Origin of the sequence: Microaerobacter geothermalis (assembly GCF_021608135.1) — a bacterium.
GTDB lineage: Bacteria > Bacillota > Bacilli > DSM-22679 > DSM-22679 > Microaerobacter > Microaerobacter geothermalis.
Map to the genome: position 1 here is coordinate 1 of NZ_JAKIHL010000040.1, position 17,375 is coordinate 17,375.

The 17,375-nt window shown below is 40.9% G+C and carries 18 protein-coding genes; 13 read left to right on the forward strand and 5 right to left on the reverse strand.

Going from position 1 to position 17,375, the window contains the following annotated elements:
- From L1765_RS13110 to L1765_RS13150, 9 genes are all read left to right on the forward strand, one after another.
- Positions 1 to 182, forward strand: a 182-nt coding sequence (locus tag L1765_RS13110) for a hypothetical protein (RefSeq protein WP_236407940.1), incomplete at its 5' end; no start/stop codon positions are given.
- A gap of 55 nt (positions 183 to 237) precedes the next feature.
- A complete protein-coding gene (locus L1765_RS13115) occupies positions 238 to 1,320 on the forward strand; it encodes a bifunctional 3-deoxy-7-phosphoheptulonate synthase/chorismate mutase (protein WP_236407941.1) in 1,083 nt (360 codons plus the stop codon).
- Positions 1,321 to 1,503: 183 nt separating this feature from the next.
- Positions 1,504 to 2,034 (forward strand): hypothetical protein, encoded by a 531-nt coding sequence (locus tag L1765_RS13120; RefSeq protein ID WP_236407942.1) that lies wholly within the window; start codon positions 1,504 to 1,506, stop codon positions 2,032 to 2,034.
- Positions 2,035 to 2,322: 288 nt separating this feature from the next.
- Positions 2,323 to 3,321 carry a catabolite control protein A gene (gene ccpA / locus L1765_RS13125; RefSeq protein WP_236407943.1) on the forward strand — a complete coding sequence of 333 codons (999 nt, stop codon included), beginning with the start codon at positions 2,323 to 2,325 and terminating at the stop codon, positions 3,319 to 3,321.
- A gap of 85 nt (positions 3,322 to 3,406) precedes the next feature.
- Entirely contained in the window at positions 3,407 to 4,213 is an 807-nt protein-coding gene (gene motP, locus L1765_RS13130) for a flagellar motor protein MotP (protein WP_236407944.1), read from the forward strand.
- Positions 4,213 to 4,980, forward strand: coding sequence for a flagellar motor protein MotS (gene motS / locus L1765_RS13135; protein WP_329610035.1), 768 nt, complete (start codon positions 4,213 to 4,215; stop codon positions 4,978 to 4,980). Before motP ends, motS begins: the two co-directional genes overlap by 1 nt.
- A 19-nt stretch (positions 4,981 to 4,999) precedes the next feature.
- Positions 5,000 to 5,692: a 5'-methylthioadenosine/adenosylhomocysteine nucleosidase gene (locus tag L1765_RS13140; RefSeq protein WP_236407945.1), complete on the forward strand. Its 693-nt coding sequence runs from the start codon at positions 5,000 to 5,002 to the stop codon at positions 5,690 to 5,692.
- A 76-nt stretch (positions 5,693 to 5,768) separates the two neighbouring features.
- Positions 5,769 to 6,347, forward strand: a complete 579-nt coding sequence (locus L1765_RS13145; protein ID WP_236407946.1) for a Uma2 family endonuclease — start codon at positions 5,769 to 5,771, stop codon at positions 6,345 to 6,347.
- Positions 6,348 to 6,505: 158 nt separating this feature from the next.
- Positions 6,506 to 6,724 carry a hypothetical protein gene (locus tag L1765_RS13150; RefSeq protein WP_236407947.1) on the forward strand — a complete coding sequence of 73 codons (219 nt, stop codon included), beginning with the start codon at positions 6,506 to 6,508 and terminating at the stop codon, positions 6,722 to 6,724.
- Positions 6,725 to 7,022: 298 nt separating this feature from the next.
- Here the strand turns inward: L1765_RS13150 and L1765_RS13155 are convergent, their stop codons facing one another.
- Positions 7,023 to 7,589 carry a shikimate kinase gene (locus L1765_RS13155; RefSeq protein ID WP_236407970.1) on the reverse strand — a complete coding sequence of 189 codons (567 nt, stop codon included), beginning with the start codon at positions 7,587 to 7,589 and terminating at the stop codon, positions 7,023 to 7,025.
- Positions 7,590 to 7,775: 186 nt separating this feature from the next.
- On the opposite strand from L1765_RS13155, the gene aroD reads away from it, so the two are divergent.
- From aroD to L1765_RS13170, 3 genes are all read left to right on the forward strand, one after another.
- Positions 7,776 to 8,564, forward strand: a complete 789-nt coding sequence (aroD, locus tag L1765_RS13160; protein WP_236407948.1) for a type I 3-dehydroquinate dehydratase — start codon at positions 7,776 to 7,778, stop codon at positions 8,562 to 8,564.
- A 72-nt stretch (positions 8,565 to 8,636) separates the two neighbouring features.
- The gene (locus L1765_RS13165) at positions 8,637 to 8,891 is read left to right on the forward strand and encodes a hypothetical protein (protein ID WP_236407949.1); all 255 of its coding nucleotides are present in this window, start codon (positions 8,637 to 8,639) and stop codon (positions 8,889 to 8,891) included.
- Between the two features lie 70 nt (positions 8,892 to 8,961).
- Positions 8,962 to 9,465, forward strand: coding sequence for a Uma2 family endonuclease (locus tag L1765_RS13170; protein WP_236407950.1), 504 nt, complete (start codon positions 8,962 to 8,964; stop codon positions 9,463 to 9,465).
- Between the two features lie 77 nt (positions 9,466 to 9,542).
- Here L1765_RS13170 and L1765_RS13175 read toward each other — a convergent pair whose 3' ends face one another.
- Genes L1765_RS13175 through L1765_RS13185 form a run of 3 tightly spaced genes read right to left on the reverse strand, consistent with a single transcriptional unit; the run spans position 9,543 to position 12,044 of the window.
- The gene (locus L1765_RS13175; protein ID WP_236407951.1) at positions 9,543 to 10,718 is read right to left on the reverse strand and encodes an acetoin utilization protein AcuC; all 1,176 of its coding nucleotides are present in this window, start codon (positions 10,716 to 10,718) and stop codon (positions 9,543 to 9,545) included.
- Positions 10,715 to 11,359: an acetoin utilization AcuB family protein gene (locus tag L1765_RS13180; protein ID WP_236407952.1), complete on the reverse strand. Its 645-nt coding sequence runs from the start codon at positions 11,357 to 11,359 to the stop codon at positions 10,715 to 10,717. The genes L1765_RS13175 and L1765_RS13180 overlap by 4 nt, the downstream gene beginning before the upstream one ends.
- Before the next feature lie 52 nt (positions 11,360 to 11,411).
- On the reverse strand, positions 11,412 to 12,044 hold the full coding sequence (locus tag L1765_RS13185; protein WP_236407953.1) for a GNAT family N-acetyltransferase: 633 nt from the start codon (positions 12,042 to 12,044) through the stop codon (positions 11,412 to 11,414).
- A 242-nt stretch (positions 12,045 to 12,286) separates the two neighbouring features.
- Here L1765_RS13185 and acsA point away from each other — a divergent pair, with 242 nt between their 5' ends.
- Entirely contained in the window at positions 12,287 to 13,885 is a 1,599-nt protein-coding gene (acsA, locus tag L1765_RS13190; protein WP_236407954.1) for an acetate--CoA ligase, read from the forward strand.
- A gap of 130 nt (positions 13,886 to 14,015) precedes the next feature.
- On the opposite strand, the gene L1765_RS13195 is transcribed toward acsA, so the two are convergent.
- A complete protein-coding gene (locus L1765_RS13195; protein WP_236407955.1) occupies positions 14,016 to 17,273 on the reverse strand; it encodes a PBP1A family penicillin-binding protein in 3,258 nt (1,085 codons plus the stop codon).
- Positions 17,274 to 17,375 lie beyond the last annotated feature (102 nt).

Below are 17,375 nucleotides of genomic sequence, written 5' to 3' on the forward strand. Positions count from 1 at the left end.
CCTTGAATCAGTTGTTCAATGACTTTGTAACGCTTCAACTCTTTTTTGCTCAAAGTTATTCTCTCCTGTCCCATAGTGACATTTTCACTGATGCGTTACAATATGACAATATCACAGACGTTCAACAAAATCGCAATTTAAATGATGACATCAATGAAAGGATCGGTTATAATGTTGCTTAAATAATTTTCTAGATAATTTTAAACTTTAAAGCACTAAAGTAAGGGAGTGGAGAAGATGAACGAATTAGAGGAGCTTAGAAAACGCCTTGACAGCATCAATGTTCAAATTTTGGAGCTGTTAAGTGAACGGGGGAAAATTGCCCAGGAAATTGGAAAAGTAAAGTTGAAGCAGGGGGTTAATCGATTTGATCCTGTTCGTGAACGATATATGTTAGATCAAATTAAATCATTAAACCAAGGACCTTTTGAAGACAGTACCATTGAACATATTTTTAAACAAATCTTCAAAGCTTCATTGGAATTGCAAAAGGATGACAACAGAAAAGCCTTGTTGGTTAGCCGGAAAAAACAAGCAGAAGATACGGTGGTTCAAATTGGTGATGTTCCGGTTGGGGGAGGTACTCCTGTACTGATTGCCGGCCCCTGTTCAGTTGAATCCTATGATCAAGTAAGGCAAGTGGCTGAAGCCATGAGTAAAGAGGGTCTAAAGCTGCTTCGTGGAGGTGCCTTTAAACCGAGAACATCTCCTTATGATTTCCAAGGACTTGGTGTGGAGGGGCTAAACATTTTACGTGAAGTTGCCGACGAATTCGGTATGTATATTATCAGCGAAATTGTCAGCCCCCAAGATATTGAAATGGCAGTCGATTATGTTGATGTGATCCAAATTGGTGCAAGAAACATGCAAAACTTTGAGTTATTAAAAGCAGCAGGCAGCGTCAACACCCCTGTCTTGTTAAAGAGGGGAATGTCTGCAACTATTGAGGAGTTTTTATTTGCTGCGGAATATATTGTATCTAAAGGGAATAAACAAGTGATGCTGTGTGAACGAGGTATTCGTACCTATGAGAAATGGACCAGAAATACATTGGATATTTCTGCGGTACCCATTTTAAAACAGGAGAGCCACCTTCCGGTATTTGTAGATGTGACCCATGCAACTGGAAGAAGAGACATTTTGTTACCCACGGCAAAAGCAGGATTGGCTGCAGGGGCCGATGGGGTGATGATTGAGGTTCATCCGGATCCGGCTGTTGCCCTTTCTGATTCCAGTCAGCAGATTAATATCCCTCAATTCCTTGATTTCTTAAGCAAGCTAAGAAGTTCCGGACTCTTTTCGCCTAGAAAAGAAAGGTGAACATTCCTAGGTATGAATGGAATGGGTGGAACTTCAATTACTCCTTGTTAGCACTCGACTAGCGGAAGTGTAAATTCTTGTGTTCACATAAAAAAATGACAAGTGCGTGCCAGTTATTTCTAATATTAATCCGCCTGATATTCCACATACTAATGGTATACTGGAATGGCAGGTGGAATTTTCATGATGAATCATAAGGCGATCCCTTTATTTCTAGCATTATTTCTGATGCAGATCACTCTGGTTTCAGGATGTAACTTTGATTTTAGAGCCAAGGAAGGTTCCCCCCTATATACAACGAAAGATGCAAAAGTGAAGATGGAAGCCAATGACCAGATACAAGCCATAGAAGCAGCAAAGCTGGCCGAAAAAAAAGTCAAAGCGATACAGCAACAGGGCTTACCCCTAAACATTGATTCTAGGGAGAAGCTATTTGATTATTTTCAGACCTGGTGGGCGGATAATCTTGCAGATCAACTGGTGAATGATCTGATGGATTGGAATACCATGACTATCAACAAATTTCACCGGGAAACCATCTTAAATGTTCCAGCCGAAAAAGTACAAGTGGTATCTGCCATGAAAAATTCAGTGATCATTGAAGGATATACCACCGGAAGGAACGGACAAGAATTAAGAATACAGTATGTGATGATAAAAAGGGATGGAACCAATCAATGGATTGTTGGCCAAAAAACGGTTTTAAATCAGTAATGGAGTGGATGCTTTTTCGAGCATCCATTTTTGCTTCTATCGATCTGGAACTAAACCTACTTGACCCGCAGGGTCACAAATTGAAAAGAAAATGTATTTTCATTTCAAAGATTTACACGTCTGCTTGTCGAGTCCGGCATAGGAAACTTACTTCAGGTGAGTGTCATTTCCCATCTGAAGTTTAAATATAAACTTACGATTGCCATATCAAATATATTGTCGTATGATTACAATAAAATTAATGAAAATTCATTGAAAACCAAAATTTGGAACGGGGGGGAATTTGTGATGCCGGTTACCATTTATGATGTTGCCAGAGAAGCAGGAGTTTCGATGGCAACTGTATCAAGGGTTGTGAATGGAAATCCCAACGTAAAGCCCTCAACTAGGAAAAAAGTATTGGCTGTTATCGAACGATTGGGTTATCGGCCCAATGCCGTGGCAAGGGGATTGGCAAGCAAGAAAACCACAACGGTGGGTGTAGTTATACCTGATATTTCAAGCGCTTTCTTTGCTGAGATGGCAAGGGGTATAGAGGATATTGCCAACATGTATCATTACAACATTATCTTGTGCAATTCAGATCTAAATCATGATAAAGAAATTATTCTGATTAATACCTTGTTAGAAAAGCAAGTTGACGGATTGTTATTTATGGGAAGAGAAGTAACCGATGAACATATGCATATTTTTAGTACATCATCCGTTCCAGTTGTTCTTTCGGCGACAATGGACAAGTCCAATCAAATCCCTTCAGTCAATATTGACCAGCGGCAGGCTGCTTATGATGCAACAAAATATTTCCTCTCAAGAGGCCACCAAAAGATAGCGATGATTTCTGGCCCCCTTGAAGATGCATTAGGAGGAAAGTCGCGGTTTGAAGGATATCAAAAAGCCCTTGAAGAAGACGGGTTAATATTAAACGATGACTATGTCCGAATTGGCGATTATCGCTACGAATCCGGAGTAGAGGCCATGGAATACTTTATCCGGCTTGAGGAACCGCCAACCGCTGTATTTGCTGTAAGTGATGAGATGGCCGTCGGCGCCATTCATACTATTCAGGATCATGGATTACACGTTCCAAATGATATAGAAGTGATGGGTTTTGACAATATCCGGTTGGCATCGATGGTCCGTCCCTTATTAACAACGGTTGCTCAGCCGATGTACGATATTGGGGCTGTTTCCATGCGTCTGTTGACCAAATTGATAAATCACGAGAATGTGGAGGACCCGGTTGTCATCTTGCCGCACCGAATCGAAGAGCGAGACTCTACAAAGTGATAAATCTAGTTTATCCTTGTCCATGTAATATGCTAAGATATAGTAGGATTAAGCAGTTTTTTAGCAAAATTTGGGGAGAGGGATTATGACTAAATTTGACATTCTTACACCCATTGGCATTACATTAGGAACGATCCTTTTAAGTGCAGCTATTATCTTTGCCGGAGGTCTTACAGGAGCGGCAGGGTTTATTAGTGTTTCTTCCATCTTAATTACCATAGGGGGTGTTGTCGCCGCTCTCATGGTTACATACTCTATGAAAGATATGAAAATGGCGTTAATGGTTTTAAAGCAAACCTTCTATGAAAAACAGGCCGAGCTTCCAGGACTGATTGAAACTTTTGTTCTTTTATCTACAAAGGCCAGACGGGAAGGGCTTCTTGCATTGGAACAGGAGATTGAAAATGTGCCGGACCCATTTATCCAAAAGGGAATTTTATTATCGGTAGACGGGATAGAGCCCGAGTTAATCAAAGAGATTATGATGGCAGAAGTTTCCGCAATGGAAGAAAGACATCGCCGGGGAAGACAGATTATAGAGAAGGCCGGAGAATATGCCCCTGCTTGGGGAATGATAGGTACGTTAATAGGATTGGTTCTGATGCTGCAAACCTTAAATGAGCCAGAAACATTGGGACCGAAGATGGCGGTGGCATTAATTACCACCTTTTATGGCGCAGTGATGGCTAATTTAGTTTTTCTTCCTATGGCAGGAAAATTAGCCAACCGCAGTGATGAAGAAATTTTTATGAAACAATTAATTATTGAAGGAGTATTGGGAGTACAGTCCGGTCAAAATCCGAAAATTCTTGAAGAAAAGCTTAAGGCATTTTTACCTCCTCACAGTCGAAAGAATGGTGACGAAGAAGGGGAGGAGGAGAGTAATACGTGATGATGAGACGCAGGCGGACGGAACAGAAGCCGGGCGCACCCCTATGGATGGTTACTTTTTCCGATTTAATGACTTTATTGCTAGTTTTTTTCGTATTATTATTTGCTTCCTCAAAAATTGATGCGGTAAAATTTAAGGCTATTGCTGAATCCTTTCAGCAGCGGGCGATCTTTGATTTTTATCCTTCCGTTGTACCCTTTGACAATCCATCTAAGGATGCTAAGAAGCAGGATCCTAACGATCAAGATCAAAATAAATTAAAGGCGGAGCTTGAGAATAAAAAAGACCAGGCTGAGATAGAAAATGAAAAGCAACTGGAAAAGATATTAAAGGTTGTCAATCAGTTTCTGAAGGAGAATCAATTACAGGGAGTGATCACAGCCACCAGGGAAGAAAAAGGGGTTGTCCTTGTTCTTCAGGAACAGGTGTTGTTTCACTCCGGGGAGGCTACCATTTTGCCGGAAGCGAAGCCTTTTTTAAATAAAGTGACGTATCTCTTGAAAAACATTCCCAATACCGTAAAAGTAGAGGGACATACAGATAATGTGCCCATTTCTACCTATCGATTTCCTTCCAACTGGGAATTGTCTACGGCCAGGGCGAGCAGCGTCATCCGCTACTTTACAGAGCAAGGGATTGACCCGCAAAGATTGGTTGCGGTAGGCTATGGAGAATACCAACCGATTGCTCCCAACGATACTCCGGAAGGAAGACAAAAAAATCGCAGGGTAGTTATCGTAATAGCTGCCCCCAATTATACACCATAAAGACATAAGGAGATTGAATATGACCATAGGAATTATTGGCGCGATGGATGAAGAAATTGCATTGTATAAACAGGAGATGGAATCCCAGAAAGAGTCGGTTAGAGCGGGAATTTCATATTATCAAGGGAAATTGGCCGGTCATGAAGTGGTTTTGTGCAAATCAGGAGTGGGCAAGGTAAATGCAAGTGTATGCACCCAAATTCTTATTGACCTGTTTGAGGTTACATCAGTCATTTTTACCGGGGTTGCCGGAGCCCTTCACCCGGAATTGGAGATTGGAGATGTAGTGATCTCTTCCGAATGCCAACAGCACGATATTGATGTAACAGCCCTTGGATTTGCTAAAGGAATCATCCCGTTCAGTGAAAAATCGGTGTTTGAGGCGGACCCTGTCCTGATGACGAAAGCCATGGAAGCCAGCCGCCATGTGATCGAAGGAAAGACCGTATCAGGGAAGATTCTTTCCGGAGATCAATTCGTTGCCAGCAGGGAAAAGGTAAAGGAATTATACGAGGAATTTGGAGGACTGTGCACGGAGATGGAAGGGGCTGCTGTTGCCCAGGTTTGCGGATTGAACGAAGTTCCTTTCGTCATTGTCCGATCCATGTCGGACAAAGCGGATGGCTCGGCCCATGTCAATTTTGCCGAATTTACCCATTTGGCCTCCAAACGTTCCTTTCAGATTGTCATGAACATGTTAAAGGAATTTTAGATGATTAAGATCATGCAACAATATGAAGATATTGATATAATTAAATTAGTTTATTCCTTGCAAGGCAGGTGATTTGATGGCTTTACCATATCAAGAGGGAAACTTTACCTATATGGATTATTTAAAGTTAGGTGAAGAATTAAGGTATGAGGTGATTGATGGGCAAATTTATAATATGACCCCTTCACCAACCCCTAAACATCAAGATGTAATCACCCAATTGTCTGTTGATTTTGGCTTATACCTTAGAGGAAAGCAATGTAGGGTTTTTGTTTCACCCATTGATGTTTGTTTATCCGATGAAAGAGAAGATTTAAACAAGGTTAAAGAGTGGGTGGAACCTGATTTAGTTGTTGTGTGCGATAAAAATAAAATCGGTGATAAGCGGATTATTGGTTCACCGGATTTGGTGGTAGAGGTACTATCACCTTCAACAGCAAAAAAAGATAGAATGGTAAAGTACAATAGATACCAAAGAGCAGGAATTAAAGAATACTGGATAGTTGATCCTGTTCATGAAACGATTGAGGTCTACTTATTAGAAGGCGGAGCGTTTAAACAGGGTGGTACTTATTTTAAAGATGATACCCTGCCAGTCAGCATATTTAAGGATTTCATGATTGATTTAAGCAATATATTCAGAGGCGAGGAGTAAATGACTTAAAACCATATTTCAGCACACCAGATGGGGTGCTGTTTTTGTGTGGCATTCATCTTGGGAATTAGGAAAAAAATTAGTTTCCATTTCATTGCAGGAATTTGGTTGCATTTGTAAAAATATTTAGTCAAACCATATTGAAGGAGATATATCCGATGAATCAATTCATAGCAAAAATTATTGATCGAGTTGGTTTAGTTGTTCTTCATACGAAAAAGAGCCGTGAATCGCATTTTCAGAAGGGAAATAAGATATTATCTTCACTTAATATGGACGACTATTTGGAGCAAATTTATCCCTCTCCATCTACTCCAGATATCAGCTTCAACCTTTTGGAACGAAATCATGGTTATGAAATAGGCAAATTTAGTTAATAAGTACATCTGTATTAGAGGTTACAAGCTTACTAAGCCACTGCAAAAGTTTCTGACCACCGGATTGATTATTGGTAAAACTCACGGGATCATTGTCCCAAGGCTCCATACGTGGCTCCCTGACCTGATACGAGAATTATATCTCAAACATGAAGGGAGCTTAACATTACTATACTAGGCTCCATGTTAAGCTGCCGTCGAGATTTGCACAACCCATTATTTAAGATAGGAGGACTTAACTTATTTTATTTTTAAAAGTGTCTTGACAATGGGGGGCATTACATTTTATTTGCGGCAATTATTCTCCATGGGGCTGATAGATATCCCAGCTGATTTTTAATGATTCAACAATATCATTTGCGATCGTCTCGGGGTCAAGATCATTGGTGGAAATTTTCGAATTATGGAGAGAATATGCATCTCTTCTCTTGAAAAACAGCTCCTCAATCTCTTCCACCGTTTTATTCTGCAGAACGGGTCGGCTATCAATAATGAGCGGGAGTCGATCCCTCCAGGAATCCCAAGACAAGTCCAGGAAAAATACAATACATTTTTCCAGGCAAATCTTCCTGACTTCCTCTTGCAAGTAAGCTCCCCCACCCAATGAAATAATCTTTAAGCGTGTATTCTTACAAAGATCGATGATCATTTCCCTCTCCATTTTTCGAAATTTACTTTCGCCCAGTTCTTTAAAAATCTGGGTTACAGGCATCTTGTACATTTTTTCTATTTGTTCATCGATATCAATAAAGTCCCGATAAAGCTTTTTTGCGACAAGTTGGCCGATGGTGGTTTTACCTACGCCCATAAATCCTATTAATACGATATTTTTCTCTCGAATAGGGATTTCAACAGGTTCAATCATCATGTTTTTCACTCTCTTCCAACATACAGAATAAAAAAATAGTTAAGTTCATCATATCAAGTTTGATCATTCATAGCAAAGGTTTAGATAAATGATTAAAGATCAGACCAAATTCAAGAATTGAAATGAATAGAAATAATATAGATAATAAGAAGAAAGCGGAAATAAGCTGAAGGGGATATCGTAATGGAACAACATAAAAAAATCATAACTGTTAGAGAAAAGGAGATCGGAGGGAACCAACCTCTTATTTGCACTCCGCTGATCGGAGCCTATTTTGATCAAGTCATGGACGAAGTAGAGAATATCTGTCAAAAACAGCCTGACATGATTGAATGGCGCGCTGATTTTTTTAAGGGTCTTGATGATACTCATCAGGTGATTCATACAGTATCCAAAATACGGGAAGCCGTGGGTGAGACACCTCTTATTTTTACCATTCGCTCCGAAAAAGAAGGAGGACAACCCATTTCTTTAGCGGAGAAGGAAAAGGTTCAATTATTCGCTGACGTTTGCAAAAGCGGACAGGTGGACATCATTGATTATGAACTGGTCAATAATGTTGAAGATATTCAATATCTTCGCCAGGTGTCAAGGGAATTCGGCGTTCATATGATCATGTCCTATCATAACTTTGAGTCCACTCCGGGAGCATCAGCGATCATTGAAAAATTATTGCGCGCAGAATTTTATGGAGCAGATGTAGCGAAAGTGGCTGTGATGCCTAAGTCTCAAGAAGATGTACTGGTTTTATTGAAAGCAACAGAAGATGCTTACAAATTATTGAAAATTCCCATGGTGACGATGTCGATGGGGGGATTGGGAGCGATTACCCGTATGTTTAGCTGGGTTTTCGGTTCCAACATCACATTTGCCATTGGCCATCAAGGTTCCGCTCCCGGACAGATCCCCATTGAGGATTTAAAATCAGTGATTCAAATAACACAGAGATCATTGGGAAATGGACATAATTAAAGTCCTTTAAATGAGGGGTGAATTCTGTTACGATTATCTGGAGAAATCCAAGCAAATAGAGGGAGAGATATGATGAAGCTTACCAAAAATGCGGTCATATATTTATTTCTTTTAACGGTTGCCGTCAATCTGGTAATGGATTGGGCTAATTTCGAAAATAGTGTAGTCCTTAATGTGTTATCCATTGTTCTGATTGTTCTCACACTAATCGGATTATTGATGAACCGTAAACAATTCAAAAGTATTGTGTTTATTCTATATTCTCTGGTAGCTCTGTTGTATCTGGGAAACAATATTTATTTGATCACCAATCTGATTAAACAGTAAAGGTGGTAATCTCATAGTCTCTCAAGGGGATTTGTGATACAATTAAGAAAATGCAAGGTGGGTGATATCCATGTTTGAATTGGAAACCGAAGAACGTTATGAAATTTGGGGTGGGGAAAAATTGATGATGACACCAAGCAGTTCAGAGCATTCTTTGATAACCGCCAACTTGTTGATCTTGATTGGTCAGTATGTAAAAAAAAATCAGCTTGGCAAAGTATTTAACAGTGAGGTGCCGATCTATCTTCACGGGAATCTAATGAATAAGGATTTTCGTCTGGCAGACATATCTTTTATTTCTATAGAACGGGTGGATATTGTACAATCAAAGGGCATCTACGGTCCGCCGGATTTAATCGTGGAGGTTCTTTCGTCTGGCAAATCCAATATTGAACGTGATCGTGTTGAAAAGTTTCAACTCTATGAGAAGTATGGGGTGCAGGAATACTGGATTGTTCAACCGTATGAAGAAAAAGTGGAAATATTTTCATTAGAAAATAATCGGTACATTCAAATTGATCAATCCAGGGTGCTTACTGGAATTGAACTTAGAAAAGAAGATATTTTTGAGTAGAAATGAACCGGGAAACTGTTTAGGAGTAACCCGGCTCATTTTTTATACATTTAACTTAACGATATCCACAACAGGACTTAGCAAGAACTGGAACGTTTCTGTTCCCTTGGGGCAAACATCAGTGCCTTTTCCACGGTAACCCGGTTCTTGTCAGTAATTTCTGCCTTTCTTGGGATGGTGGGGAACCCGCCTTCCGGATCAAATAAGGTACGTGGCAATGGAACGGGTGAAAAGGATTGCCAATGTTCGAGCCAACCTTTTGGCAATTCCAAATTTTTAAGATGCTGCTCTGTCATCTCTGCCCATAATAACGTCCAGGCCCTGGGAACGACTCGCCAAATATCATATCCCCCTCCGCCCACGGCAATCCATTTACCATCGCATAATTCATGGGCAAGTTCATGTACAACACGGGGAATATGCTGATAGATTTTCATTGTTGCAGACAGGTGAGTCAACGGGTCATAGACATGGGAATCACAGCCGTTTTGTGTGACGATGACATCCGGCTTGAAACCCCTAGCTACGGCAGGAACGATTGAATCATATGTCTCGATCCAGGATTGATCCTCCGTAAAGGGTTCCAATGGGACATTGATACTAAATCCATAGCCTTGTCCTTCTCCTCTCTCGGTAATGTTTCCGGTTCCTGGGAATAAATATTTTCCCGTTTCATGGATCGAGATAGTCAAAACATTAGGGTCATCGTAGAAAGCCCACTGAACCCCGTCTCCGTGATGGGCATCTGTATCAATATAAAGAACTTTGGCATCATAATATTTTCTTAAATAGGCAATGACGATGGAGCAATCATTATAGACGCAAAATCCTGATGCCCTTCCCCGGAATCCGTGGTGAAGACCTCCGGCAATATTTGCCGCATGTTCCGCTTTTCCTTCCATCACCAACTCAGCCGCCTTTAGTGTACCGCCGACAATAAGGGAAGTCGCTTCATGCATATTGGGGAAGATTGGCGTATCCTCCGTTCCAAGTCCGTAACTCATCGCCGTTGGAGGTTCCTTTTCAGAGTGTCCGCATCTTTTAACCATGCTAATATAGTTTGGATCATGTATAAGAGATATTTCATCATCGGTAGCATATCTGGGAGAAACAATATGAGAAGGTTCGATAATTTTCAATTGATTCATTAGATCAAAGGTGATTTCCAGTCGTTTTTGGTTAAAGGGATGGTCGTCATGAAACCGGTAAAGCAAATAGTCGTTACTATAGATAAATTTGGATTTGTAGCTCATAATATACTCCCAGGTTCCTGTGGCCAAACCACGGTGTAACCCTTTTCCTTCAGCGATTTGATGATTCGTCTCGGGTCCATGGTTTGTACACGGAAAACAAGATTTTTTTTACCGGAACGACGACCTGGAAATACCAATACACTGGTTACATTTGCTTTACATTCCTTAAAGACGCTGGCAACATCTGCAAGCATACCTGCCCTGTCTTCCACTTCCACTTCTATATGGGAACTGGGGTGGTGAACACCCATTAATTCTACCAAAGTATGCAAAATATCAGTCTCAGTCAAAATGCCCACCAATTGATTTTGATTGACTACAGGCAAACAGCCAATATGATTGTCATACAAGGTAAGGGCCGCTTCTTCTACAAAGTCCAAAGGATGGGCAGTAATTACGTCACGATGCATGATTTCAGAAACCGGCCGGTCAAGAACATCCACATCATCCTTGGCTCCACAAAGGGTGGACGGAAAGGCATCCCGTAGGTCTCTATCTGAAATGATGCCCAGCAGCTGGTCCCCTTTTACTACGGGAATATGGCGAATTCGATGCTGTTGAACCTTCGAATAGGCTGTTCGGATACTATCCGTAGGTTCAACGGTAATCACATTTCTCTTCATGATTTCTTCTACTAACATACTCTTCCTCCCTTGCCGAATTCAACTTGCGGACGTGAATCTTTAGCTGATGTTAGTACATGAACCGGTTTTGAAAACGGAGTCGGTCAAATTGCTGAATAGACTCCAAGGGGACACGTTTTCCAATCCTGGCCATCAGGCAGTTGGCGGGATGGGAGCAGATCTCCGGATCATCGGTTGCATACCACTCCATTCCAACGCTTCCCATCAATTTTTCCATGATTTTGCGGTAATCCCATACAGAAAGTCCGGTATTTTTTAAGTCCCAATGCCAATAATATTCTGTTGTAATGACAATAAAGTCTTCCATGGCATCATCCATGAATGCAACCTGGAGCATCTTTTTTCCCACTTGACCGGCTCTATACTTGTGCGACACCTCAATGGCTCCCAGTTCAAGAAGATCATCCATATTTCCCTGGGACCAACGTTCCAGGGGATCAGGGTAGAGAAAAGTGACATAACCCACAACGGTATTGTCCTTTCTTGCGATAATAATTCTTCCTTCTGGCAGCTTTGCAATTTCAACGATTGCTTTTTTTTGGGCTTCCGGTTGTCTGAACGCCACCAATCCTGGATCGAAATCCATTTCTATTAATCTCTCCGCGGCAACTGGTCCCTCTATAACCAATACTCCATTCGGTGTTTCTAAAGTGATAGAATGATAGTCCTTCTTGTGTTGCAAATAAATCTCCTCCCCCAACATATAACCAAATAACCGTCGTATTTCTTGCCACTATTATACAATAATTACATTTGAAAAATACTTTAAATTAAAAGTGTCATAATTCCGCTACATTTACTTGATAATTGAGAAAATTAATATCTATGATATAATACAAATAATAAGAATTATAGTAATCATATCATACCAGAACAAAACTATGGGAGAAGATTGGAGAAGAATTTTAGGGGGAGGAAGCCGTGTTGGAATTACAAAGAGAAAATCTTAATTTAGCTTACTTAACTATCGACCGGCATTGCCATACATGGAGAAAAAATAAAGTGGCTCTTTATTATGTAAACGATCGGCAGAAAGAAAGTTATACTTTTCAGGATGTAAAATTTCTAAGCGATCAATTTGCTGGAATGCTATCTCGTTTAGGCGTAAAAAAAGGGGACAGGGTTTTCTTTTTTCTGCCAAAAATTCCTGAACTATATTTTGGTATTATTGGTGGACTAAAAGCTGGAGCCATTGTGGGAACCTTATTTGAGGGATTTATGCAAAGCACTTTGATGCACCGGCTGCAGGACAGCGGTGCAACGGTTCTTGTGACACATTCACAATTTTTGAATAGGCTTTCAATTTCCCAACTTTCTTTTATAAAACATATCATACTGGTGGATCAGGCTGAAGTTCGTGGTAAATATCTTTCATTATCGAATGAAATGGAGAAGTCAGAGCCTTTGTCCGCTGTTTTTGTCAGACAGGAAGACGGGGCTCTCCTTCATTACACATCCGGTTCGAGGGGAAAAGCAAAAGGAGTTTTGCTCACCCATAAGGGAGCTACTCAATGGGAGGAAACCGGAAAAACAGTCCTTGATTTACGGGATGATGATGTATACTGGTGTACAGCAAATCCAGGATGGATTACCGGGATGGTCTACGGGATTTTCTCACCATGGTTAAACGGTGCTACTATGATTGTTGATGCCAGAAGATTTGACCCAAGAAATTGGTATAAAAACATTGAGGAATATCAAGTGTCGGTCTGGTATTCTTCCCCTTCTGCTTTCAGGATGCTGATGAGTGCCGGATTTCAGTTGATTCAAAATTACAGACAAAATTCATTAAGACATATTTTAAGTGTAGGTGAGAACCTTCCCCCTGATGTCATTGAATGGGGGAAAGAGGCCTTTGGAATCACGATTCGGGATACTTGGTTAATGACCGAAACAGGGGCTATTTTAATTGCCAATCTGCCAAATAATCAAATTAAGCCTGGATCCATGGGCAAACCGCTTCCGGGATTAAATATACAAATTATAGATGACCATGGGAATGAACTTCCCCCTTATCAAGTGGGAAATTTGGCTGTTAAACCGGAATGGCCGGCCATGATGAAGGAGATTTGGAATCAGCCTCAACTCTATGAGGATTATTTTAGGGTAAACGGTTGGTTTATTTCCGGAGATTCAGCCTATAAAGATGAAGAAGGATATATTTGGTATCAAGGGAGAATTGATGATATTATCATTACTTCTGGTGAGAGAGTAGGTCCCTTTGAAATTGAAAGCAAATTGGAGGAACATCCAGCGGTACACGAGGCAGGTGTGATTGGAAAACCGGATCCAATTCGCGGGGAAATAATTAAGGCTTTCGTTGTTCTTAAAGAAGGAATTCATCCGGGTGATCACCTGTCAGAGGAAATACAGCAATATATAAAGGAACAGCTGTCCTCCTACGCCGTTCCCCAGGAAATAGAATTTATCGATCAGCTTCCTAAAACGCGGAGCGGAAAAATTATTCGACGTGTCCTGAAAAGTCGGGAACAGGAAAAAATCCTAAATAAGGAATGCCGCTAATAGAATGAGGATCTCGCAGACTAATTAGAAACCAGTGTAAATATGTATAATCATAAACCTTAAAAACACTTGCAAATGCAAGTGTTTTTAAGGTTCATATACATCTCCACGAGAGGAAGAAGTTGGGGATCTAGTTTCCGCTACCCGGCAACAAATCTCCAGGAAGATTTAGGAGATTGTCATTTGAATCGGGAGGATTAATGGAATCCGAATTTCCGCCAGGATCAGAGGATCCATTACCCATGTTATTTTCTGGATTGGTTGTATTGTCGTTGACGTGATCATAAGTGTTGTTCCTGTCCGGATTTGCATCTTCCGTCGATGGAGTGTACGGTTCCCCATTACTGTTTATTACAACTGAGGGAAGGGATTCACCTAACGCATTCACTGCAGTGATTCGGTACCACAGGATTTCCTTCTTAAACGAAATATGAGTATAACTGGTTGTAGTGGTAAACCCTAATCGCTGGAATCCAGAATTTGGGCTCTCTGAATAGTAAATATTATAACCGGTAACTTGTTCAGATGGATGATTTTGATTCCAGTTCAGTTCAACACCAACGATTGATTTTTCAACGCGTAACCCCTTTGGTGAAGAAGGTAATGCTGAGGCGTCACCTTGAGGAAACATCAAATCACCCCAAGGATTGGTAATATTCCCGCTGGTTCGGTTTACCAGGATCACAGGTGTAGGGGAAGAAATGTTACCTGCGACATCTACCGAAACAAGATAATAACCATATGCGCTACCTGGTTTAGCCTCTGGGTCAACGAATTTCTTTTCTTCATGCTGCAGGATGACACCTGCTTTTGTAAAATTGTTGGTTCCATATTGCGCACGGTATATGCGGTAACCCACGACATCAGATTCAGTATTGCTCTCCCAAGTTAATGCAATATCATTGCCTTCCTTTACAACCTTTACATCTCTGGGAGTGGAGGGTGGCAACCCGTCATCAACCCTCGGGTCTAGCTCTGTCGGCAATTCATCCTGCCAATCCAACGGTCGATAGTGTTCTTCTGGTGAGCTAAATTTGTTTTTTAGATAATCTGGCAGTTCCTTAGGAATTTGATAGGGTTCCCTTTTGAAAAATATTTTAGAAATCACCATATCATCTGGCGTATTTTCTTGGGCCAGATAAGACTTATTATTGATGATGACGGCTCTTCCCCTTTGCAAGACATCCTCTATTTCAGTTGGAACCATATCTTTTGTGAACAGGTCAGTAATGATGGTACCTGCTTCTTCGCTTAATTCACTTGGCAATTTTCCAGATTTACTGTCTACCGATTGTCTGACAATGCCATCAGGCATGACAAACCGACTGTTTTCGGGTGTTAATTCTGGTTTGATTTCATACAGCTTTGCCATTACTTTACCCCATATATCTTTGGGTCTGGTATTGCTCACTTTTGGTAGGGTGTAAGGTTTGTCATACCCTATCCATACGCCCATGGTCAGTTCTGGTGAATATCCAACAAACCACAGATCATTTGAATTGTTGGTTGTCCCTGTTTTACCAGCAATATCTCTTTTATTTCCAACATATTTTCTGACACTTTGTCCTGTTCCATTATTAATGACGGTTCTCAGCATATCGGTAATCAAATAAGCGGTTTGAGGTGAAAATACAGGCTTGGGCTCTATTTCATGTTGATAAATTACATCTCCGTCTTTGTTTTCAATACGATCAATTAAATAGGCATCCACAAAGGTTCCTTGATTGCCAAAGGTAGCGTAAGCATTGGTGATTTCTTCAACAGTTAGACCATAAGTTAACCCTCCAATAACACCTGTTTGGGCATATTGATCCTGTTCCACCAAAGTGGTGACCCCCATTTTTTTCAAGTATTCAAGGGCCTTTGGAATTCCCACCTGCTTGTAGACTTTGATTGCCGGGATATTATAGGATTGATTCAGGGCATGGCGTGCAGTTATTAACCCGTGAAATTTATAATCCCAATTCTCAGGGACATGCTCTCCTTTTTCCCCGTCAGGTAAAATCAGAGGAACATCGTCAATGATGCTGGCCGGCTGCAGGAGCTTTTCTTCTATAGCGGGAGCATATGCAGCAATGGGTTTCATCGCTGAACCAGGCTGTCTGGGCCTGGTCGTATGGTTAACTTCAGAAACTTTAAAATTTCTTCCGCCCATAAATCCAAGAATAGCCCCGGTTTTATTTTCAATAAGGACCGCTCCCACTTCTTCAAGGGCATCTTTCACCATTTCCTTTTGACCATTGGCTCCAATAACCTGATAGGTGGCGTTGGGTCCAAAATTTGCCGGATTGCTGGATATCTCTGTCATTAATTCGTGAATGTCTTTGTCAATGGTGGTATATATTCGATAGCCTCCGGTTAAAATATCCTTTTTTGCCTTTTGCAGCATTTGTCGGTACTGTTCTTTACTTAATTCATCCTTGGTAATATTTTTTTCCTTCAGCTGTGCTTCCACCAAAGCTCTGGCCGCCCTGTCCTCAATTTCCATCATCAAGAAAGGATATTTTGTATAGGCTCTCTCCTTTGGCGGTGCCAAGTTCCCTTGAATATCGTATGCCAATGCATCCTCATACTGCTGTTTGGTGATAAAACCATTTTCAAGCATTCGGTTTAAAACCGTTTTCTGCCGTTCCTTTCCTCTTTTTAAGCCCTCTTCATTAAAAGGGCTATAAGCAGCAGGATTTTGGGGAATACCAGCCAAATAGGCGGCTTGGGGCAAATTTAGTTCTTTTGCGTCGACTCCAAATATTCCTTTAGCTGCTGCTTGAATCCCATAAATGTTTGAACCGTTGGCATTGATGCCAAAATAAATTTCGTTTAAGTATGCTTCAAGAATTTGTTTCTTGGAAAACATCCTTTCAATCCGCAAAGCGAGAAAGGCTTCTTTTACCTTTCGCTTAATTTCTTTTTCCGGAGTAAGGATGGTGTTTTTTACTAACTGTTGAGTAATGGTACTCCCCCCGGATTGATTGGTACTGCCAGTGACATATTCAATTGCGGCTCGAATGATCGCCTTGGGAACAATCCCGCGATGCTCATAAAAATATTTGTCTTCTGTCGCAATGATGGCGTTAATGAGATAATCGGACACTTCTTCCTGGGTTACCAAACGACGGTCTTCCTCTGCCCGTAACTGCCCGATCGGCGAACCATCCTTAAAATAGGCAAAACCTGTTAAATAATTGGAAAAAATCGCGTCACGGATTTCCTCATAAGGACGTACAGGCTCTTCCTTCAGGACAGAGGCAACATATCCAGCCACTGCTCCTCCTGCAAAAAGTCCTCCCATTAGGATAAGGAGCAACAGAATGGAAAAAATCGTCCAAATCTTTTTTCCTATATTCTTTTTTCTTTTTTTTCCTTTTCCTTGTTTTGATGATTGATTCATATTCTTAATTCCTCCTTAGTGGACAGATACATTATAGCACAAACGAATGGAAGGAACTAAGAATTTCTAAGGTCCGCTTCGATGGTTCGCGTTTCCAAGGAT